The sequence below is a fragment of the Saccharibacillus deserti genome (assembly GCF_013618475.1).
Classification (GTDB): domain Bacteria; phylum Bacillota; class Bacilli; order Paenibacillales; family Paenibacillaceae; genus Saccharibacillus; species Saccharibacillus deserti.
In genome coordinates this window covers 1-16,700 of record NZ_JABJVN010000002.1, presented here as the reverse complement: position 1 = coordinate 16,700, position 16,700 = coordinate 1, and the positions used below count along the sequence as shown (strand labels likewise).

15 protein-coding genes are annotated in these 16,700 nt (G+C 58.7%); 4 read left to right on the top strand and 11 right to left on the bottom strand.

From position 1 onward, the window contains the following. Positions 1 to 27: 27 nt before the first annotated feature. From HOP44_RS06190 to HOP44_RS06170, 5 genes are all read right to left on the bottom strand, one after another. The gene (locus HOP44_RS06190) at positions 28 to 1,140 is read right to left on the bottom strand and encodes a sugar ABC transporter substrate-binding protein (protein WP_172251648.1); all 1,113 of its coding nucleotides are present in this window, start codon (positions 1,138 to 1,140) and stop codon (positions 28 to 30) included. A gap of 496 nt (positions 1,141 to 1,636) precedes the next feature. Next, positions 1,637 to 2,950, bottom strand: coding sequence for a D-xylose ABC transporter substrate-binding protein (gene xylF / locus HOP44_RS06185; RefSeq protein ID WP_172251646.1), 1,314 nt, complete (start codon positions 2,948 to 2,950; stop codon positions 1,637 to 1,639). Next, on the bottom strand, positions 2,947 to 4,500 hold the full coding sequence (locus HOP44_RS06180) for a response regulator (RefSeq protein WP_172251644.1): 1,554 nt from the start codon (positions 4,498 to 4,500) through the stop codon (positions 2,947 to 2,949). The genes xylF and HOP44_RS06180 overlap by 4 nt, the downstream gene beginning before the upstream one ends. Continuing rightward, complete coding sequence (locus tag HOP44_RS06175; protein WP_172251642.1) at positions 4,475 to 5,941, bottom strand: sensor histidine kinase; 1,467 nt, start codon at positions 5,939 to 5,941, stop codon at positions 4,475 to 4,477. Before HOP44_RS06175 ends, HOP44_RS06180 begins: the two co-directional genes overlap by 26 nt. Then, positions 5,938 to 6,915 carry a sugar ABC transporter substrate-binding protein gene (locus HOP44_RS06170; RefSeq protein ID WP_172251640.1) on the bottom strand — a complete coding sequence of 326 codons (978 nt, stop codon included), beginning with the start codon at positions 6,913 to 6,915 and terminating at the stop codon, positions 5,938 to 5,940. Before HOP44_RS06170 ends, HOP44_RS06175 begins: the two co-directional genes overlap by 4 nt. Positions 6,916 to 7,170: 255 nt before the next feature. Here HOP44_RS06170 and HOP44_RS06165 point away from each other — a divergent pair, with 255 nt between their 5' ends. Next, positions 7,171 to 7,908: a superoxide dismutase family protein gene (locus HOP44_RS06165; protein WP_172251638.1), complete on the top strand. Its 738-nt coding sequence runs from the start codon at positions 7,171 to 7,173 to the stop codon at positions 7,906 to 7,908. 114 nt (positions 7,909 to 8,022) lie between these two features. Here the strand turns inward: HOP44_RS06165 and HOP44_RS06160 are convergent, their stop codons facing one another. From HOP44_RS06160 to HOP44_RS06145, 4 genes are all read right to left on the bottom strand, one after another. Then, positions 8,023 to 8,613 (bottom strand): STM3941 family protein, encoded by a 591-nt coding sequence (locus HOP44_RS06160; RefSeq protein ID WP_172251636.1) that lies wholly within the window; start codon positions 8,611 to 8,613, stop codon positions 8,023 to 8,025. A gap of 42 nt (positions 8,614 to 8,655) precedes the next feature. Beyond that, positions 8,656 to 10,179: an ABC transporter permease/substrate-binding protein gene (locus HOP44_RS06155; RefSeq protein ID WP_172251634.1), complete on the bottom strand. Its 1,524-nt coding sequence runs from the start codon at positions 10,177 to 10,179 to the stop codon at positions 8,656 to 8,658. Continuing rightward, a complete protein-coding gene (locus tag HOP44_RS06150; protein ID WP_172251632.1) occupies positions 10,176 to 11,159 on the bottom strand; it encodes an ABC transporter ATP-binding protein in 984 nt (327 codons plus the stop codon). The genes HOP44_RS06155 and HOP44_RS06150 overlap by 4 nt, the downstream gene beginning before the upstream one ends. Positions 11,160 to 11,393: 234 nt before the next feature. Further along, a complete protein-coding gene (locus HOP44_RS06145; RefSeq protein ID WP_172251630.1) occupies positions 11,394 to 13,004 on the bottom strand; it encodes an alkaline phosphatase in 1,611 nt (536 codons plus the stop codon). Between the two features lie 281 nt (positions 13,005 to 13,285). Between HOP44_RS06145 and HOP44_RS06140 the strand changes: the two genes are divergently transcribed. From HOP44_RS06140 to HOP44_RS06130, 3 genes are read left to right on the top strand one after another with little or no spacing between them, the layout of a single operon-like run. Further along, entirely contained in the window at positions 13,286 to 13,930 is a 645-nt protein-coding gene (locus HOP44_RS06140) for an NAD(P)-dependent oxidoreductase (protein ID WP_172251628.1), read from the top strand. Between the two features lie 34 nt (positions 13,931 to 13,964). Further along, entirely contained in the window at positions 13,965 to 15,044 is a 1,080-nt protein-coding gene (locus HOP44_RS06135; RefSeq protein ID WP_172251626.1) for a 3'-5' exonuclease, read from the top strand. Beyond that, entirely contained in the window at positions 15,037 to 15,288 is a 252-nt protein-coding gene (locus HOP44_RS06130) for a hypothetical protein (RefSeq protein WP_172251624.1), read from the top strand. The genes HOP44_RS06135 and HOP44_RS06130 overlap by 8 nt, the downstream gene beginning before the upstream one ends. A gap of 164 nt (positions 15,289 to 15,452) precedes the next feature. Here the strand turns inward: HOP44_RS06130 and HOP44_RS06125 are convergent, their stop codons facing one another. After that, positions 15,453 to 16,046, bottom strand: a complete 594-nt coding sequence (locus tag HOP44_RS06125; protein WP_172251622.1) for a P-loop nucleotide/nucleoside kinase family protein — start codon at positions 16,044 to 16,046, stop codon at positions 15,453 to 15,455. A 391-nt stretch (positions 16,047 to 16,437) separates the two neighbouring features. After that, positions 16,438 to 16,700 (bottom strand): Ig-like domain-containing protein (locus HOP44_RS06120; RefSeq protein ID WP_172251620.1); only part of this gene is annotated, 263 nt, incomplete at its 5' end.

Here is a 16,700-nt window from a genome sequence, read left to right as displayed (position 1 = left end):
TTGACCGCTCCCAAATGGGTTCGATCCTTACAGCCCCGTGAAGTCTTCCGCTTTGTAGTATTCCGAATCGATCAGTTCTTTTTGTACGTTGGCTTTGTCGACCACGATCACGTCGGTTTGTTTGGCTTTGACGTCCACGTTGCCATTGTTGTAAGAGCCTGTCGTTTCCGGGGATTTGCCGTCCAGTACTTCGACAGCCATGCCCATTGCGTCTTTAACGAGCGTACGCACGTCTTTGAATACCGTCATGGACTGCTTGCCGTCAAGGATATACTGGATCGAAGCCTGCTCGGCATCCTGGCCGGTAATGACATAGTCGGTTACGGCGCTGTCGGAACCGAATACGTCGGCGATCGAGCGTGCCGTACCGTCGTTCGGAGCGAGGATGGCGACGTCGCCTTTCATGTCGGCAGCGGCGGACGTCAGGTGAGTCTGGGCTTTGTTCTTGGCATCGTTCGGATCCCAGTTGGTCGTAACCTGGCCGATAATGCTGCTCATTTGGTCGCGGGAAAGATCTTTGGTATCTTTGAGCGCTTCCGCTTCCGGCGAGTTCGCGATCTTGAACGTTCCGTCCGCGATCTTAGGCTGCAGGACTTCCCATGCGCCCTGGAAGAACAGGAAGGCGTTGTTGTCGGTTGCAGCGCCGGCGTACAGGTACAGCGGTTGGCCGTTTCCTTTGCCGTTGTCGATCAGGTACTGCGCTTGAGCCGCGCCAACCGCAAGGCTGTCGAAAGTCACGTAGTAGTCGACAGCGTCCGTGCTTGTGATCAGACGGTCGTAAGCGATGACGGTTACGCCGTCTTTTTTGGCCGCTTCTACCGCTGCAGCAGCGGCGTCGCCGTCCTGCGGGCAGATGATCAGAACCTTGATGCCTTTGTTCAGCAGCGTTTCCACATTCTCTTTTTCTTTGGCGGAAGAGCCCTGGCTGAACAGGATTTCGGTGGTGTATTTGGTACCCGACAGCGCGTCCTTGAATCGCTGCTCGTCCTGTACCCACCTCGGCTCATCTTTCGTTGGCAGTACGATTCCGACGCTAACGCTTCCTCCGCCGCTTCCGCCGGTATTGCTGCAGGCGCTGGCAACGATCGAGAACATCATGACCGCAATGAGAAGCACAATCCCCTTAAAATGCTTTTTCAAATGAACGAACCCCTTTCGGTTTGTCTGGTGTGGTTGATTCCTTCTGGCAAGATCAAATATAGCACCGCTTCAGCTTGATGTAAGCGCTTATCGTTAGCACTCTTTTGCGACCGTCTGTACTTTTTTAAGGAGAATGGGTAAGCGTTTGCAAAAAAAGGCCGTCCTGCTGAAATTCGCTTCGCCGCGGGCACAAAAAAGAGACCTTCTCCGGCTTGGGAAAGGTCTCGGGTCGTTGGGTAGGGTAAGCGGGTCGCACCGGAGTCGAAAGCGGACAGTACTGGAGTCGAAATTGGGAGTTTGGAGCTTCCGGATGAACGTTTGAGTAAACCGGAGACCGGTTCGGCGTTTGAATTCGAGCTTGGTTCGGCTTCTAACGCAGTTTGCGGAGCGGCCTGATGCAAAATAACTGCATAGAGACCGTTATTTCCTTGTTAGCGGCTGGTTGGATCCAAATAAGTGCGCGGCCGCGGCGCTGCATCCCCGCTAAACCTTCGCCTTACTCGCCTTCATCAGTCCCATACACATCTTCCCGCGAATGAAAACCGTCGGCGATCACCGTCTCCTCCAGATTGGAGGCGTCGACGGCGACCGGCTTAAGCAGGATCGACGGCACTTCGATCTTGCCGTTGTTGACGCGGCGGGTCGCGCCGGTCGGATCGCCTTTGGCGAGCGCGACGGCCAGGCGCGCCGTCTCTTCGGCCAGCCGGCCGATCGGCTTGTAGACGGTCATCGTCTGCGTGCCGGAAGCGATCCGGCGCATCGCCGCAAGGTCCGCGTCCTGGCCCGCGACCGGAATGCGGCCTTCCAGGCCGTATTCCGCCAGCGCCTGCACCGCGCCGCCCGCCGTGGCGTCGTTGGCCGCGATCACGGCATCGATCCCGCCGGTGCCGTTGGCGTCCAGCGCCTCGCGCATATGGTCCAGTGCGTGTACGGGCTTCCAGTCTTTCGACCACTGGTCGTAGACAATCCGGATATCCCCGCGATCGATCCGCGGCTGGAGCACTTCGAACACGCCGTCTTTGAATTGATGCGCGTTATTGTCCGTATCGGCTCCGCCAATATAGACGTAATTGCCGGAAGGCACCTGTTTCGCAATCGTCTGGGCTTGGAGGCGTCCCACCTCGATATTGTCAAACGAGACGTACAGATCGACATCCGCGTTTTTGATCAGCCGGTCATAAGACAGCACTTTGATCCCCGATTTGTGCGCCTTACTAACGATGGCCGCTGTCGCTTCGGCGTTATGCGGCACGACGACAAGTACGTCGACGCCTTGGCTGATCATCGCTTCCGCCTGGGAAATCTGCCGCGCATCGTCGCCGGCAGCCGACTTGACGATCACGTCCGCCCCCAGTTCCCCGGCGGCTTCGACAAACAGGTCGCGGTCTTTCTTCCAGCGCTCCTCCAGCAGCGTATCCATGGCAAAGCCGATCGTGATCGGCTTCTCTCCGCTTACGGCATCCGGCTTGACCGCCGCTGCCGCAGCGCCTTCGCCTGAAGCAGGCGCAGCTCTGCCGGTATCGCTTGAGGTCGAGGCTGCCGGAACCGCGCTGCCGGCAGCTTCGGGCGGCGAGGGCTGTTCGCTGCCGGAACAGGCCGCAAGCGCGAGCAGCAGCGCAAGCAATGCGAGCAGAGGCAGTAGGCGAAGGCGGAGTTCGGCGGTTCTCCGCTGCCAGCCTTCTCCGCCTCTTTCAAGGCTCCGTTCGGCGGTCCCACGCCGACATTCCTCTCCGCCTTTTTCAAGGCTCCGTTCGGCGGTCCCACGCCGACATTCTTCTCCGCCTTTTTCAAGGCTCCGTTCGGCGGTCATTCTGCGCCTCCCAGGAGGGCTTTGCGGTATTCCGTCGGCGAGATATCGCACATCTTTTTGAATACTTTGCTGAAATAGTTCGGGTCGTGGTAGCCGACTTCGAACGTGATTTCTTTGAGGCTGCGGGCCGGGTCGCTCATCAGCTTCTTCGCTTTGTCGATCCGGCACTGGGTCAGAAAGTCGATATAGTTGACGCCGACCTGCTCCTTGAACAGTTTGCTGATATAAAAAGGACTCAGTTCGAACTTCTCGCCGATCGATTCGAGCGAAATGTCTTCGTGCGAACGCTCGGCGATATACTGCTTGATCCGCCGCACGGTGTCCGGCTTGATCCGGTCGAGGTGCTCCGCGTACGCCTGCTTGATCCGGTCCAGGATCGAGCCGGTCTCGGCGCGCAGCTGGCGATAATCGTGCGCCTGGAACGAGAAGGTCGGCGTATCCATGTCTACGCCCATCTCCGCGAGTACGCGCAGCGCGACCCACAGACGCTCCGATACGCGCTGCTGCGCCTGCAGGCGGTCCGCTCCTTCGCTCTCGCAGCGGCGCAGGAAATCCAGCGTTTCCGTCCGGATCCCATCCCAGTCGCCGACCCGGATCTGTTCGAAAAAGTGCTGTTCCCAGCGCTTGTCCGGATAATCCAGTACCGAATCCGAATTTCCGCTCTCCGGCTTGTCCGTATACAGGCGGTACCGCACGGGCTGCTGAGGGTCGGGTGTGGCAAGCAGCGCTTCGCGGTAGGACTGCCGCACCTGCGCCAGCGAGGCGCAGACGCTGCCCACGCCGACAAACCAGCCTTCGTGCACGTTCGAACGGGTTCTTCCGGCTTCGAGCAGCCCCCGGGCCAGTTCGGAAGCCTGGGCGCGAAAAGGCCGGCTGCGGTCGCGGAACGCGATAACCGGAATCTGCCGGCCGTACAGCGCCCCGACCCAGCCCGCGGCTTCGCGGCGCACGCGGTCGCGGATTGCGCCGTAGGCGCCTTCGGCTCCGTCGGGCACCAGCACGGACAGCGCGAAAGTCTCGCTGCCGGCATCCGCCCCGAGCCAGGCCACCAGTTCGTCCGAATGCACTTCGTGCACATGGTCGAACAGCAGCTGCGTCACGATATCCGTCTCGATGACGGGCATAACCCGCTCCAACGCGTCTTCGCGCAGACGGCTGCGTTCGCGCTCGATATTTTCCTCGCCGATCTGCTCCAGCACGCGGCCGACCGTCTTTTTGATTTCGCCCGCTTTGCTCGGTTTGAGCAGATAGTCTTTGACCCCGAGCTTGAGTGCCCGGCGTGCATAATCGAACGTATCGTAAGCCGTGACCATGACGATTTTGATCGCCGGATATTTTTTGCCGATAATCTCCGCCGCTTCCAGCCCGTCCATGCCCGGCATTTTGATATCCATCAGAATCAGCTCGGGACGGAACGATTCCGCCAGTTCCACCGCCATCTTCCCGTTTTTCGCCTGTTCGATCGTCAGTTCGGGGAAGCCTTTTTGCAATATGGCCTGCAGGCCTTCCCGGCCGACCTGTTCGTCATCCACGATCAGCAGCTTCGTCATCGTTGTCGCTTCTCCTTGTCTTCGGTAATTTGAGCAGGACCCTTACGCCCCGCCCTTCTCCGCTGTCGATTTCGATTACATCCTTGATGCCGTAGAACAATCTCAGCCGCCGGACCACGTTGCCGAAGCCGATTCCCGTGGAATGTCCTTCCGGCTGCATCTCGCGCTCTTCGAGAATGCCCGTCCTCTTCTCTTCGCTCATGCCCGGGCCGTCGTCCGCGATCGTCAGCCATACCGCGTCGCCGCCGTCCGCGATCGTTACGGTAATTGTTCCTCCGCTTTCCGACGGTTCGATCGCATGGATCACCGCATTTTCCACAATCGGCTGCAGCGTCAGACCCGGAATCTGGACGGACAGACATTTCTCGTCGATCTCCGTCACCAGATTGAGCCGATCCGTGAAGCGTGCCGACTGGATCTCCATGTATTGACGCATCACGCGAACTTCGTCGTAGAGCGTGACCGCGCGGTCGAGCCGCTTCAGATTGTAGCGCAGCAGGCCGGCGACGCTGACCAGCAGATCGCTTGTTTCTTCCGCGCCTTCCAGAAAAGCTTTCTTGGACAGCGTATCGAGAATATTGAACAGAAAATGCGGATTGATCTGGCTCTGCAAACTGCGCAGCTGGCTCTCCTGAAGCAGCAGCCGGTTCTGCTGGAGTTCGCTCTCGAGCCGCGCCTTCTTCCGGATTTCGTAGATCAGGTTGTTGATGTTGATCCGCATGCGTTCGAAAGTGGTCGCCAGAAAATGGATCTCGTCCGTCGAATTTACTACGATCTGCCGCTCGAACCGGCCTTTTGCCAACTCCTGGGCGGCTTTGGTCAGCTGCTGCACCGGCCTTGTAATACTGAGCGAGAACCAATAGGTGAACAGCAGCAGCCCGAATGTGATCGACAGCAGAATCCAGATGCCGAGCTTCTTCAGCTCCTGGGCCTGTTCGATGATACTACGGTAGAAATGCTCGTACGTGTTCAATTCGATATCGAGCAGTTGCAGCGTCATCTCCGAGATATAACGGGAGATGCGCGTCGCTTCGGCAAAGGTTCGCGTCGCTTCCTCGCTTTCCCGCTCCGATTTGAACCGGACCGAACGGTCCGTCGTTTCGAGCAGGCTGTCGATCAAATTTATGTAGCTCGTCAGCGCAAAATCGTTCTTCCCGTTGCGCAGCAGACCGACCGAACTCCTGGTATTACGCAGTTCTTCTTCGCTCCGCCGCAGACTGCTGAGATTGCCTTCGGTCGGCGTGAGCAGGTAGATGTTCAGCGAGTTTACGGTCTGCCGGCTCGCCGCCGTAACCTCGTTCATATTCAGATACCGCTGCAAAATGTCGTTGTATTGATCCTGCGTCTTCTGGTTGTAATAAGTCAGCATGATCCAGATCGCGGCCATGATAAACATGACCAGTGCCGTGAGCGTCCAGATTTTGCGTTGGATTCCGATCATGGCGCATCCTCCGTCGTCAGGACCCGGATTGCGGTCGGATAGCCTTCGGTGTCCAGCGGCACGGTCTCCCCGTCCAGCCAGCGCATCATCATGCGTACCCCCGTCTGTCCCATCTCGCCCGGCGATTGTTCCACGATGCCGTCCAGTTTGCCCTGGCGCAGCAGCGGCAGAATCTCCGGATTATCGTCGAACGAATAGAGATGGTAGGGAGCGATCTGCGAGCGCCGGCCGATCTCCTGGACCATCGCCGCCGTCAGATTGGCATCTACCGAGACGAAAGCGTTCACGCCGGGAAACCGGTTCATGACCGCCTGCGTCGCCGCAGCGACCTTCTCTTCTTCGTCGGAGGTAGTCACCTCTTCCACGCGAATATCCGGATAAGCGTCCAATACGCCGCGAACGCCTTCGACCCTCCGCTTCTGATCGTATTCTTCGCGTTCGTCGCCCATCAGCACCACGGTCCCTTTTGTCCCCATGTCCTGGACAAGCCGCTCCGCCAGCATTTTCCCGGCAGCCCGCGCATCGGAGCCGACATACGTTTTGCGCATGCTTTCGGACATCGGCACATCGCTTGCGACCGTAATGACCGGGATTCCGGAAAAAGCCGCTTTGACTTTGGTCAGATGGTCGAATTGGTCTTCGTCCATGCCCTGCACGATAATCCCGTCCACTTTGGAATCGATCGCGATCTCGAGCTGTTTGAGAAAATCTTCGCGGTCTTCCCCGTACGTCCCCCACACTTCCAGATTGGCGCCGAGGCGCAGGGCTTCTTCTTCCGCGCCTTCGCCCACCTTGTTCCAGAACGGCGTGCCGAGATCCTGCGTAATCAGTACAAGCCGGTACCGGTCCGTCTCTTGCATCTGCGTCTGCGGCACCTGCCAGGCGGACTGTACGAAACGGATCGCCGATATCATGGTAAAAAACAGAAAGACGGCGCAGATCGAACCAAGCGCCAGACTGATCGTTTTATGCAAACCGCGATCCCTCTTCCCTGATTAAGGATAATTGAAGTGTACCATTTTATTCCATAAAATTCGAAGCATCGTTTCTTCCTAAAGCCAAATCCAGTTTTTCTACTGTAGCAAATCGGCCGCTTTCTGGGTAGCACTATTTTACAGACCTGACTATAAAACAGCTTACACCTTCGTTTCGCCGGATTCGGGCACGGGTAAGGACCAGCGAAGAGCGCTTTCCCGTCCGACTCCAACTTCCAAGGAGGAATTCCAGACATGGCCAAAAAACCTCTCGGCAAAAAGCACCTCGCGGCTTCATTCGTATGCGGAGCCGTCCTGTTCTCGGGCTTGACGGCCGGAGCAGCCGGCACATCCGTTTCCGCGGTCGTCTCCAAAGTCACTTTCTTCGCGTTCGGCGAACGCCAGCAGGCGCCGGCGCCTACCGGCCATCACAACGGAACCAATCCTCCGGCGCTGAGCTACAACGGCACGACCTATGTGCCCGTGCGTGCAGTCGGCGACATGCTTGACGTTCCCGTGTACTGGGACGCGTCGAACCAAGCGGTCTCGGCCGGCTCCGCCAAGACGATCGTCAAAAACGCCGACGGCAAAACCCGCGGCAGTATCGATCTGACGGAAGAAAAAGACGGCGTACGCGTTAAAGTTAATCTGACGGGACTGCCGCCGGGCCCACACGGTATCCATATTCACCATATGCCGATCAAAGGCGGCGATTTCGCGACCGCGCTTGGCCATTTCAACCCGACCACCCACGAGCACGGACATCATAATCCCAAAGGTGCGCATGTCGGCGACTTTACCAAGAACCTGACGGTCGAAGCAAACGGCAAAGTCTCTCAGGAATTTTTCCTCGAAGGCGCGGACCTTCAGCCGGACAGCCCGATGTCTATCGCCGGCCGCTCGGTGATCATCCATGCCGGTCCGGACGATCAGAAGACCGACCCTTCCGGCGATTCGGGAGACCGGATTGCGGGCGGAAACGTGCCGAAATAAGCAGGTTTGGCAGTTTTGCGCAGACGCGCAGCCCACACAAAAACACCGAAAAGGCCGCGGCCTTTTCGGTGTTTTTGACGTATCCGTCCGAAATCCGTTCTCCCCCGCCCAGTCTCAGTACCTTCGGTCGGGATCTTCCATGCTGCTCCGCGCTGCGCCCGGATCGCCGTAACGCTGCCAGTACGCTTCCATCTCGATCAGAATGTCCGCCGCTTCGCGCCCGAAACCCTGCATGGCAAGATTGACCGGGTACGACACGAGTCCGCGGTTCGCTTTCATCAAGCCCCGGGAAACCGCGCCGCGCCGCTCGAGCCATTCGGCCGGATCGTACAGATCGACGCCGATAAACGGCTGGTTCATCAGCGCGTAAGGTTCAATCCGGCTGATCGCGCTCCAGGCCACAAATCCGGCGCCCGAAGCCGATGTATGGTCGTACAGCCCGTTCTCGTCGAGGATCAGCCCCGGCTGCCGGCTTAACGACTGTTTCACTCCCAAGACCAAGCCCGCCAATCCGAGCAGCAGCGACAGCCCCCCCATGATTCCGCCGAAGATCGAATGGTCTTCCCCCGGCCCAAAGCCGATAATCATCAGATAAAACCCAGCTATAACGAATAGCAGTCCGAACAAAGCGATTTGCAGCATTTTGCCTTTGCGGGGATAATACTCGACCGGTTTCTCGGGAACCGATCCTATTCCTTGTTGCATGTCGATCCGCCCTTTCCGGGTCATCCGCTTCTTCGGCCGCTCTTAACGGCTGTCAAGCAGCCCTTTGGCCGTCAGGAATTCCCGCGCCACTTCCGCCGCCGGACGCCCTTCCGCGTTGACCGCATAATTCATCTTCCGCATCTCGTCGTCGGTGATCTGACCGGCCAATACGTTCAGCGTGTCGGCCAGCTCCGGATGGGCTTCCAGAGTGCTCTGAAGCATAAGCGGAGCGCCCTGATAAGGCGGGAACAGTCCTTGATCGTCTTCCAGCACGGTCAAATCGTACTGCGCCAGTTCGCTGTCCGTGGAATAGGCGTCGAGCAGATCGATGTCGCCGCTCTCGATCGCCTGGTAGCGGACTTTCGGCTCCATCGTAAATACGGTGTGGAACTTGATTCCGTACCGCTCCTGAATCCCGAGATAGCCGTCTTCGCGGTCGGAAAACTCCAGCGTAAATCCGGCTTCCAGATTATTTTGCAGCGGCTTGAGATCGGAAATCGTCTTGACCTCGTACTGATCGGCCAATTTCTTCGACATGGCCAGCGCGTACGTATTATTGTAGGCCATCGGTTCGAGCATCGCCATGCCAAACTTGCTTTTCATGCCGTCCCGGGCCTGGGCATACACTTCCGCGGCATCGGTACTGACGGCGGTCGTCTTCATGAATTCGCTGATGGCCGTTCCCGTAAATTCCGGATAAATATCCACATTCCCATTTTGCAGAGCCGCGAATATGAACGAAGTCTTGCCGAGACCCGGCTTCAGTTCGACTTCAAGGTCGGTATCCTGCTCGATCAATTCTTTGTACATATGGATCAGGATTTCCGGTTCCGCCCCCAGCTTGCCCGCAATCACCAGGTCGGCTTTGCCCGATTGGCCGAGCAGCGGGATAATCAGGAAGGCGGCAATTACGACGGCGAATCCGCCCAATGCCGCAAGCGAACGCTTTAGCGACAGCTTCTCGAGGAAACGCAGCGCCGTATCGAAAATAATGGCCAATAGTGCCGCGGGTATAGCGCCGAGCAGGATCAGGTTCGTGTCGTTGCGGTCGATCCCGAGCAGGATCAGCTCGCCGAGACCGCCTCCGCCGATCAGCGCGGCCAGCGTGGCCGTCCCGATAATCAGTACGGTTGCCGTACGCAGCCCCGCCATGATGACGGGCATCGCCAGCGGCAGCTCGACACGGATCAGCCTCCGGCGGCGGTTCATGCCCATCGCGTCGGCCGCTTCGAGCAGCGATGGGTCCACTTCGCGCACGCCGGTGTACGTATTGCGTACAATCGGCAGCAGCGCATAAATAACGAGCGCGACCACGGCCGGGATACGGCCGATTCCCAGCAGCGGAATCATCAGGCCGAGCAGAGCCAGCGACGGAATCGTCTGCAGAACGGCGGTGACCCCGATCACGCCTTCCGCGGAGCGGGGACTTCTCGCCAGCAGCAGACCGAGCGGAACGGCGATCAGCGAAGCGATCAGCAGGGAAATGAACGACAGGGCGATATGTTCGCCAAGCGTCGACCAGAGCTGACCCTGGCGTTCGCCAAGCACATCGAGAAAAGTATTCATCGCTCTTCGCCCCCTTCTGCCAGTTCGCGGGCAATCCGTTTGAGCGTCCGTTCACGCTCCAGCAGTCCGATCACCACATCGCCGCTTCGCACCAGCAGCCGTTCTTCCGCCGCAAGATGCCACAGCAGATCACCGAGTTCGGTATCGGCTCCGATCGTGACCGCGCCGTCCGCCGCCAGACGGCTGTCGGGTTCGAGCGGCTCGCACAATTCTGCGGCCGTCAGGGACAAACGGGCTCCGCGCAGCGGCAGTCCGGCGTTCTCCCCGCCCAGAAACTCGCGCACGAAGTCGTTCGCGGGGCGATTCACGATCTCGTCCGGCGTGCCGATCTGTACGATCCGTCCGCCGTCCATCAGACAGATCCGATCGCCGAGCTTGAGCGCTTCCCGCATATCGTGGGTCACGAATACGATCGTCTTGCGGATGGTGCGCTGAAGTTCCAACAGATCGTTCTGCAGCTTTTCCCGCGTAACGGGATCCAGGGCGCTGAACGGCTCGTCCATCAGCAGGATATCGGGGTCGGCCGCAAGCGCGCGCACCACACCTACCCGCTGCTGCTGGCCGCCGGACAGTTCGTCCGGACGTTTGCTGCGGTATACGTCCGGGTCAAGTCCCACCTGGTGCAGCAGACGGTCTACCGTCTTGTCGATCTCTTCGCGGGGCTTCTTCATCAGCTCCGGCACGACCGCGACATTCTCCGCCACGGTCATATGGGGAAACAGGGCGATCTGCTGCAGCACATACCCGATATTCCAGCGCAGTTCGTTCGGCTTGTATCCGCCGATCGGACGGCCGTCGATACCGATCCGCCCTCCGCTCGCTTCGATCAAACGGTTGATCATCTTGAGCACCGTCGTTTTGCCGCAGCCGCTTGGGCCGATCAGAACGAAAAATTCGCCTTTTTGGACTTCAAAAGACAATCCGGCGGCAGCCGTACGCCCGTCGTCATAAATTTTGGTTACTTCTTCAAATAGGATCATAGTGTTCTCCCGGGTTGATTGTCATGGAATTCGGCCGATCGAGCAGGCAGGCTGCTCTTGTATCAATACCCGATTGAAGATGCTTGGTATCACGCCAAGACAAAAAAAGACTCCGGAAAACATCCTCCGAAGTCTGAACGCTGAAGTCCGATCCTGCCGGCTCTGCGCTCCGGCGTCAAACCGTGCGCCGGCGGGCGGAATCGGGTTCATGCCGGGCCGCTCATTATCGCCTTTTTAAGGCAGCAGATCCACCGCATCCTGCGGCACGAACAGTTTCACGCCGTTGTCGATCACGTTTCCTTTGAGCTGTACGCTTTTGCCGTTAAGTTCCGCCGTACTCTTGAACACCGGCAGGCGCAGCGTGTCTTTGCCTTTGGTCACGACCAGCACCGGATTGGCTTTGTCCGCGCTGTCGATTTTCCACTGTGCGCCTTTGGCTTTGAACGCTTCTTCGGCCGGTACGAACAGCTGCTTCGAGACTTCGGAGAGATTGAGACCCAGCGCCGAAGCCATGGCCCGTGCAATGTCCGTGTTCTCCAGCAGCCCGCTCAGCTTGCGGCCGTCCGGCGCGTAGGAATACAAGACCACATCGCCGCCCGTATGGCCGCCCGATGTCCAGCCGATATGCGCGCGTTCGCTGATCATCGGTCCGATGACCGAGTTCAATTTGCCTTTTTCCGCCCGGCGGATCGCTTCGACTTCCTTGTTGCTCAGATCGTTGATGCCGTAGTATTGGGCCATCACCTGTTTGATATTGCTGTTGGTCCGCGGATTGGCAAGCTTGCTTTCGACGCCTTCGCCCGTCAGCTTCGCTTTGAGCAGCGGCGCGGTGAACGTGGCAAGCGGCTCTTTGTCATACGTGCCCGTCGTTGCGCGGTCGCCGATCGAGATGCCGCCGTTGCCGTGGTCCGTAACCGCGATCACCATCGTATTGCCGTCTTTTTTGGCAAACTCAAGCGCTTCGCCTACGGCTTTGTCGAAAGCATTCACGTCGCTGATGATGCCGATCGGATCGTTCGCGTGGGCCGCCCAGTCGACCTTGCTGCCTTCGACCATGAGGAAGAATCCGTCTTCGCTGCGGTCCAGTACATCGATCGCTTTGGACGTCATCTCGGCAAGACTCGGCTGTTTGGCCGGATCGCGATCCATGTCGTAGCTCATCGCGGTCTCCGCGAACATGCCCCACAATTTGTCGGATCCGGATTTTTTCATGCCTGCCGTATCGTTTACCAGGTCGTAACCCCGGTCGCGAATAACCTGCTGCAGATTTTCTCCGTCTTTGCGGCCGGCCGGCGTGAAGTATTTCGCGCCGCCGCCGAGCACCACATCGATATCCGCGTAGACCTGCTGTTCGCTCAGCGCATCATAGTTGCTGCGATCCGGATAATGGGCGCTGAATGCCGCCGGCGTGGCGTGCATGATTTCCGAAGTGGCTACGATCCCTGTGGATTTGCCGGACAGACGCGCCGCTTCCAGCACGTTCGCGACCGGCTTCTTGGCGTCGCCGTTTGCAATCGGATCGAGGCCCGGCATCGTGTTGCGGTCCGGCAGTACGCCTACATAACCGGTATGCGATTTGTAGCCGGTCGCAAAAGCCGTGCCCGCCGGCGCCGAGTCCGCGATTGCGGCATCGGCCGAATAGGTCCGCACCAGTCCGCTGGCCATTTCGTCCATGGCCAGCGGCTTGCCGCCGTTGTACCAGCGGGTCAGTGTCGTGCCGTCCATGCCCATACCGTCCGGAATCAAGAGAATTACGTTCTGCGCCTGAATTTCGGGCTGATCGGCCGCCGACGCCGCCTGGGCTCCGGTTCCGAGAAGCATGGCCGCCGACAGGGCTCCCGCCATCCAAGCCGCCTTGCTTTTTCCGCGTGCAGGTCCAACCTTTTGCAAATCAATCCGCTCCTTCTGTATGGGGTTTCAAACCTTTTCCAGTGTAGGAAAGAAACATTCGCCCCGTATTAAGAAAGATTACGATTTATGTAAAAAGCCCCTCCTTGTCTGCCGCCCCGCAGGCTGCAAAGTTGAAACCGGAACGCCGGAATCGCATAATGGTAAAGAGGACTGCCGCCGCTGCGGCGGCAGATCCCGATACCGAATTTTCAGGATCGATATAGATGGAGGGTCACATGAATCAGTCTAAGCTCATCGCCGTCATCGGCGGAACGGGCAGCGTGGGACGCTATGTCGTCAGCTGTGCGCTGCAGCAGGGCTACCGGGTGCGGATGCTTGTCCGGAACGTGCGAAGCATGCAGCTTCCGCCGGAAATGGCCGCGAGACTCTCCGTTGTGCAGGGAGACGTCACGCGTTTCGATTCGCTGCGCGAACTGCTGGCCGGCTGCTCCGCCGTCATCAATACGTTCGGCAGACCGCCGGAGGAAGAACCGCTTTACAGCACGGTGACCTGCCGTGTGATCGAAGAGATGGAACGGGCCGGCGTAAGGCGCTATATCGGCGTAACCGGACTGTCGCTCAAAGTTCAGGGCGAGCGCAAGTCGTTTGGAGGCCGCGTCGTCTCCCGCATGCTGCGTTCGCTTCATCCGCAGTTCGCTTCCGACCGGCTGCGGGAACTGAACGTGCTTCAGCACAGTTCCGTGGAATGGACGCTGGTGCGCCTGCCGGTCGTCAAGGAAGGCCAGGGCGGATGCGCGGTCAAAGCCGATCCCGAACGGATGACGGGCAACCGCATCTACAACGGGGACGTTGCGCGCTTTCTGGTCGACCAGGTCGGCAAACCCGATTTTGTCCGGCGCTGTCCGTTTATCGGCAGCTGACCGGCATTTTATCCCTAAAAGGAGGATCGACGTTATGGACTTTGTGGCCATCGACTTTGAAACGGCCAATGCCAAACGGGCAAGCGTCTGCGCGGTAGGTCTTGTCGACGTGCGCGGCGGACAAATTGTCGACGAATATTATACGCTCGTCAATCCGCACGACGACTTCGATTACTTCTGCATCGCGGTACACGGCATCACGCCGGACCAGGTCGTCAACTCGCCGTCTTTTGCCGATATTTGGCCGGAACTGCGGCGGCGGATCGAAGATCGCGTGCTGGTCGCGCACAACGCTTCGTTCGATATGAGCGTACTGCGGCGCAGCGCCGTGACTCACGGACTGGAAATGCCGCATATCCGCTACATGTGCTCGTGCCTGCTGGCGCGCAGAATCTGGCCGGATATGCCCAACCATAAGCTGAATACGGTCACCCGCGAACTGGGCTTGAATGCGTTCAAGCATCACGACGCGCTGGAAGACGCGCGGGCGGCCGCCCGTATCTTTCTTCGCTGCTTGGAAGAAGGCAAAGCATCGGACTGCGGGGGTCTGGCCGAACGCTACGGCTACCGGCTGGGCCAGATGCTCGACAGCGGCGAGCATCTCACCTTTTCTTCGGGTACCAAAGGCGGACGGAGCCGAAAAGCAGCGGCTTCCGCCGCGCGGGGAACGGGAAGCGTACCGGCCGCCGGGAAGACCGGCGGTTCCGCGGCCGGCAGCATCGTACCCGGCCGGGCTGCGAAGAGCAAAGCCGCGCCTCCGGCGCCGAATACGGCGGCCGACCGCGGCAATCCGCTCTACGGCAAGCGGATTGTGTTCTCGGGGCGCCTGAGCGGCATGAAACGCGAAGAAGCCCAGCGCACAGCCGCCGGACTGGGCGCGCTGTGCGCCGAATCGGTCGAATGGAAGACCGATTATGTGGTGGTCGGACGCAGCGACTATGCGAAATACGCCGCAGGCGGGTACATGAGCGGCAAGACGCAGTCGGCCGCGCGGCTTGCGGCGGGCGGCAGCGGCGTCCGGATCCTGTCGGAAGACGAATTTGCCGTCCGGCTGCGGGAAGCGGCGGAAGGCCAAGCGGCAGGCGGCCGCAGCGGAGAACCTGCGGATGGATAAGCGGAAGCTCCAGCTTCGCCTGCAGCAGAAAATGATGTTCGATGTGCTGTTTGTCGCCTTGGCGATTGCCGCCATCTTCTACTTTGAATTGTATACGCTGCCCGGCATTCTGCTGCCTGTTCTGCTGGCTGCGCTGCGCGGGTATACGTTCGTGCTGCATATGCGGCATTTCCGCCGCTTGTCGAAGGAGCTGAAGAGCGAACAGCCGAAGAGCAGGCTGTACGACCGGGAAGAAGAACCGTAAGCTCGCGTGATCGTCTATCGCAGACAGTTCCGCGGTTGGACAGGGTCGTACCCACCAAATACGATATAAGCACGGCCGAAAGCGAGGCCTCTCCCTGCGGAGAGGCCTCGCTTTCTTGTGCGATGCGCCCGGCCTATTGTTCCGGCGGCGCGCAAACTTTCCGCCTAATCCCGTGTGCCGTACACAAAACGCTCGACCGCAAGCGTGTTTTCTTCCAGCGTCGAAGCGGAGTTGTCGAAATAGAGAACCGAATCGCCCGGCAGGTCCCACTCCACATCGGTCCGTTCCATGCGCTTCACGAACAGGTCCCAGTTCGCCAGCTTCCACTCGTCGGCTTTGTGGCCGCGTTCTTCGATACGCTTCTTGTACTGCGTCATATCGGCGAGATAGACGTACACGACTTTGACTTCGACGTCGTTTACGGTGGCGCCGATCTTCGCCAGTTCTTCGTGAATCCAGTTCGCATTCCGGATCTCGCTGGTGAACGGACCTACCGCGAACACGTCGGCATTCAGCTCCAGATTCTCCCGCGCCACATCCATGGTCATTTCATAGCCCAGATCCCTGCACAATTCTTTGTAAGCCGCCGAATCGCGGTCGTCGGGATCGTGGCCCGCAATCCGCATAATCTTCTCGCTTGCCCGGCGGGACACGGTATCCATATCAAGGAAGACCGCATGATGCTTGTCGGTGATTCCTTTTGCCAGCGTGGTCTTGCCGCTCCCGGCGCCTCCTACGAAAAATACAAGTTTACGCATTTCGTTCTCCCTTCGATATTCGGTTTCTTTTTGATTGTTTGCTTTCATTTTAACACTTTCATTTTAACATACTCGTATGCAAAGAAATCCGCAAATCTTCACTCAAAAAAGAGGAGCCTTGAAAGGCTCCTCCTGGCTGTCGAGAAAGTCCTATTCGTTTTATAAGTTCGTCAGCTGCGGGAGAAATTCGTTCCGGTCGCGTGTTGAAATCGAGAAGAAGATTAAATTTCAGCAGAATTTTCTCGATTTCAAAGGCGAACACTATCGTTCCTACACTGAATTTCTCCCTCCGCCTCCTCACTTTGTTCAGAATACGACTTTCTCGACACGTTGGAGGAGCCTTGAAAGGCTCCTCTTTCGAATTTTGACCGAAAATTTCTTAATTAATCGCCTATAGCGTGCTCACTACGGTAATCACCTGGGTATCCGATACGTTCGAATTACCGACCGACGTCGCCGTGACCGTCACCGTGCCTGCGGTTTGGCCGGTCAGTACGCCGGTTTCCGCATCGATCGTGGCCGTTCCCGTTCCGGCAGCGACCGCCCAGGTTACTTCTTGATTCGATCCGTTTGGCGTGACCTCTGCCTCAAGCGCCAGCGTCGCGTTTTCCGCTACCGTATCGCCGTTCGGCGTCGAGATCGTCACGGCCGTGA

Excerpts from the sequence above, each read along its gene's own strand:
- xylF (WP_172251646.1), bottom strand. The coding sequence starts at position 2,950 with ATGACCGCCGAACGGAGCCTTGAAAAAGGCGGAGAAGAATGTCGGCGT.
- HOP44_RS06180 (WP_172251644.1), bottom strand. The coding sequence starts at position 4,500 with ATGACGAAGCTGCTGATCGTGGATGACGAACAGGTCGGCCGGGAAGGC.
- HOP44_RS06175 (WP_172251642.1), bottom strand. The coding sequence starts at position 5,941 with ATGATCGGAATCCAACGCAAAATCTGGACGCTCACGGCACTGGTCATG.
- HOP44_RS06165 (WP_172251638.1), top strand. The coding sequence starts at position 7,171 with ATGGCCAAAAAACCTCTCGGCAAAAAGCACCTCGCGGCTTCATTCGTA.
- HOP44_RS06160 (WP_172251636.1), bottom strand. The coding sequence starts at position 8,613 with ATGCAACAAGGAATAGGATCGGTTCCCGAGAAACCGGTCGAGTATTAT.
- HOP44_RS06155 (WP_172251634.1), bottom strand. The coding sequence starts at position 10,179 with ATGAATACTTTTCTCGATGTGCTTGGCGAACGCCAGGGTCAGCTCTGG.
- HOP44_RS06150 (WP_172251632.1), bottom strand. The coding sequence starts at position 11,159 with ATGATCCTATTTGAAGAAGTAACCAAAATTTATGACGACGGGCGTACG.
- HOP44_RS06145 (WP_172251630.1), bottom strand. The coding sequence starts at position 13,004 with ATGGCGGGAGCCCTGTCGGCGGCCATGCTTCTCGGAACCGGAGCCCAG.
- HOP44_RS06140 (WP_172251628.1), top strand. The coding sequence starts at position 13,286 with ATGAATCAGTCTAAGCTCATCGCCGTCATCGGCGGAACGGGCAGCGTG.
- HOP44_RS06135 (WP_172251626.1), top strand. The coding sequence starts at position 13,965 with ATGGACTTTGTGGCCATCGACTTTGAAACGGCCAATGCCAAACGGGCA.
- HOP44_RS06130 (WP_172251624.1), top strand. The coding sequence starts at position 15,037 with ATGGATAAGCGGAAGCTCCAGCTTCGCCTGCAGCAGAAAATGATGTTC.
- HOP44_RS06125 (WP_172251622.1), bottom strand. The coding sequence starts at position 16,046 with ATGCGTAAACTTGTATTTTTCGTAGGAGGCGCCGGGAGCGGCAAGACC.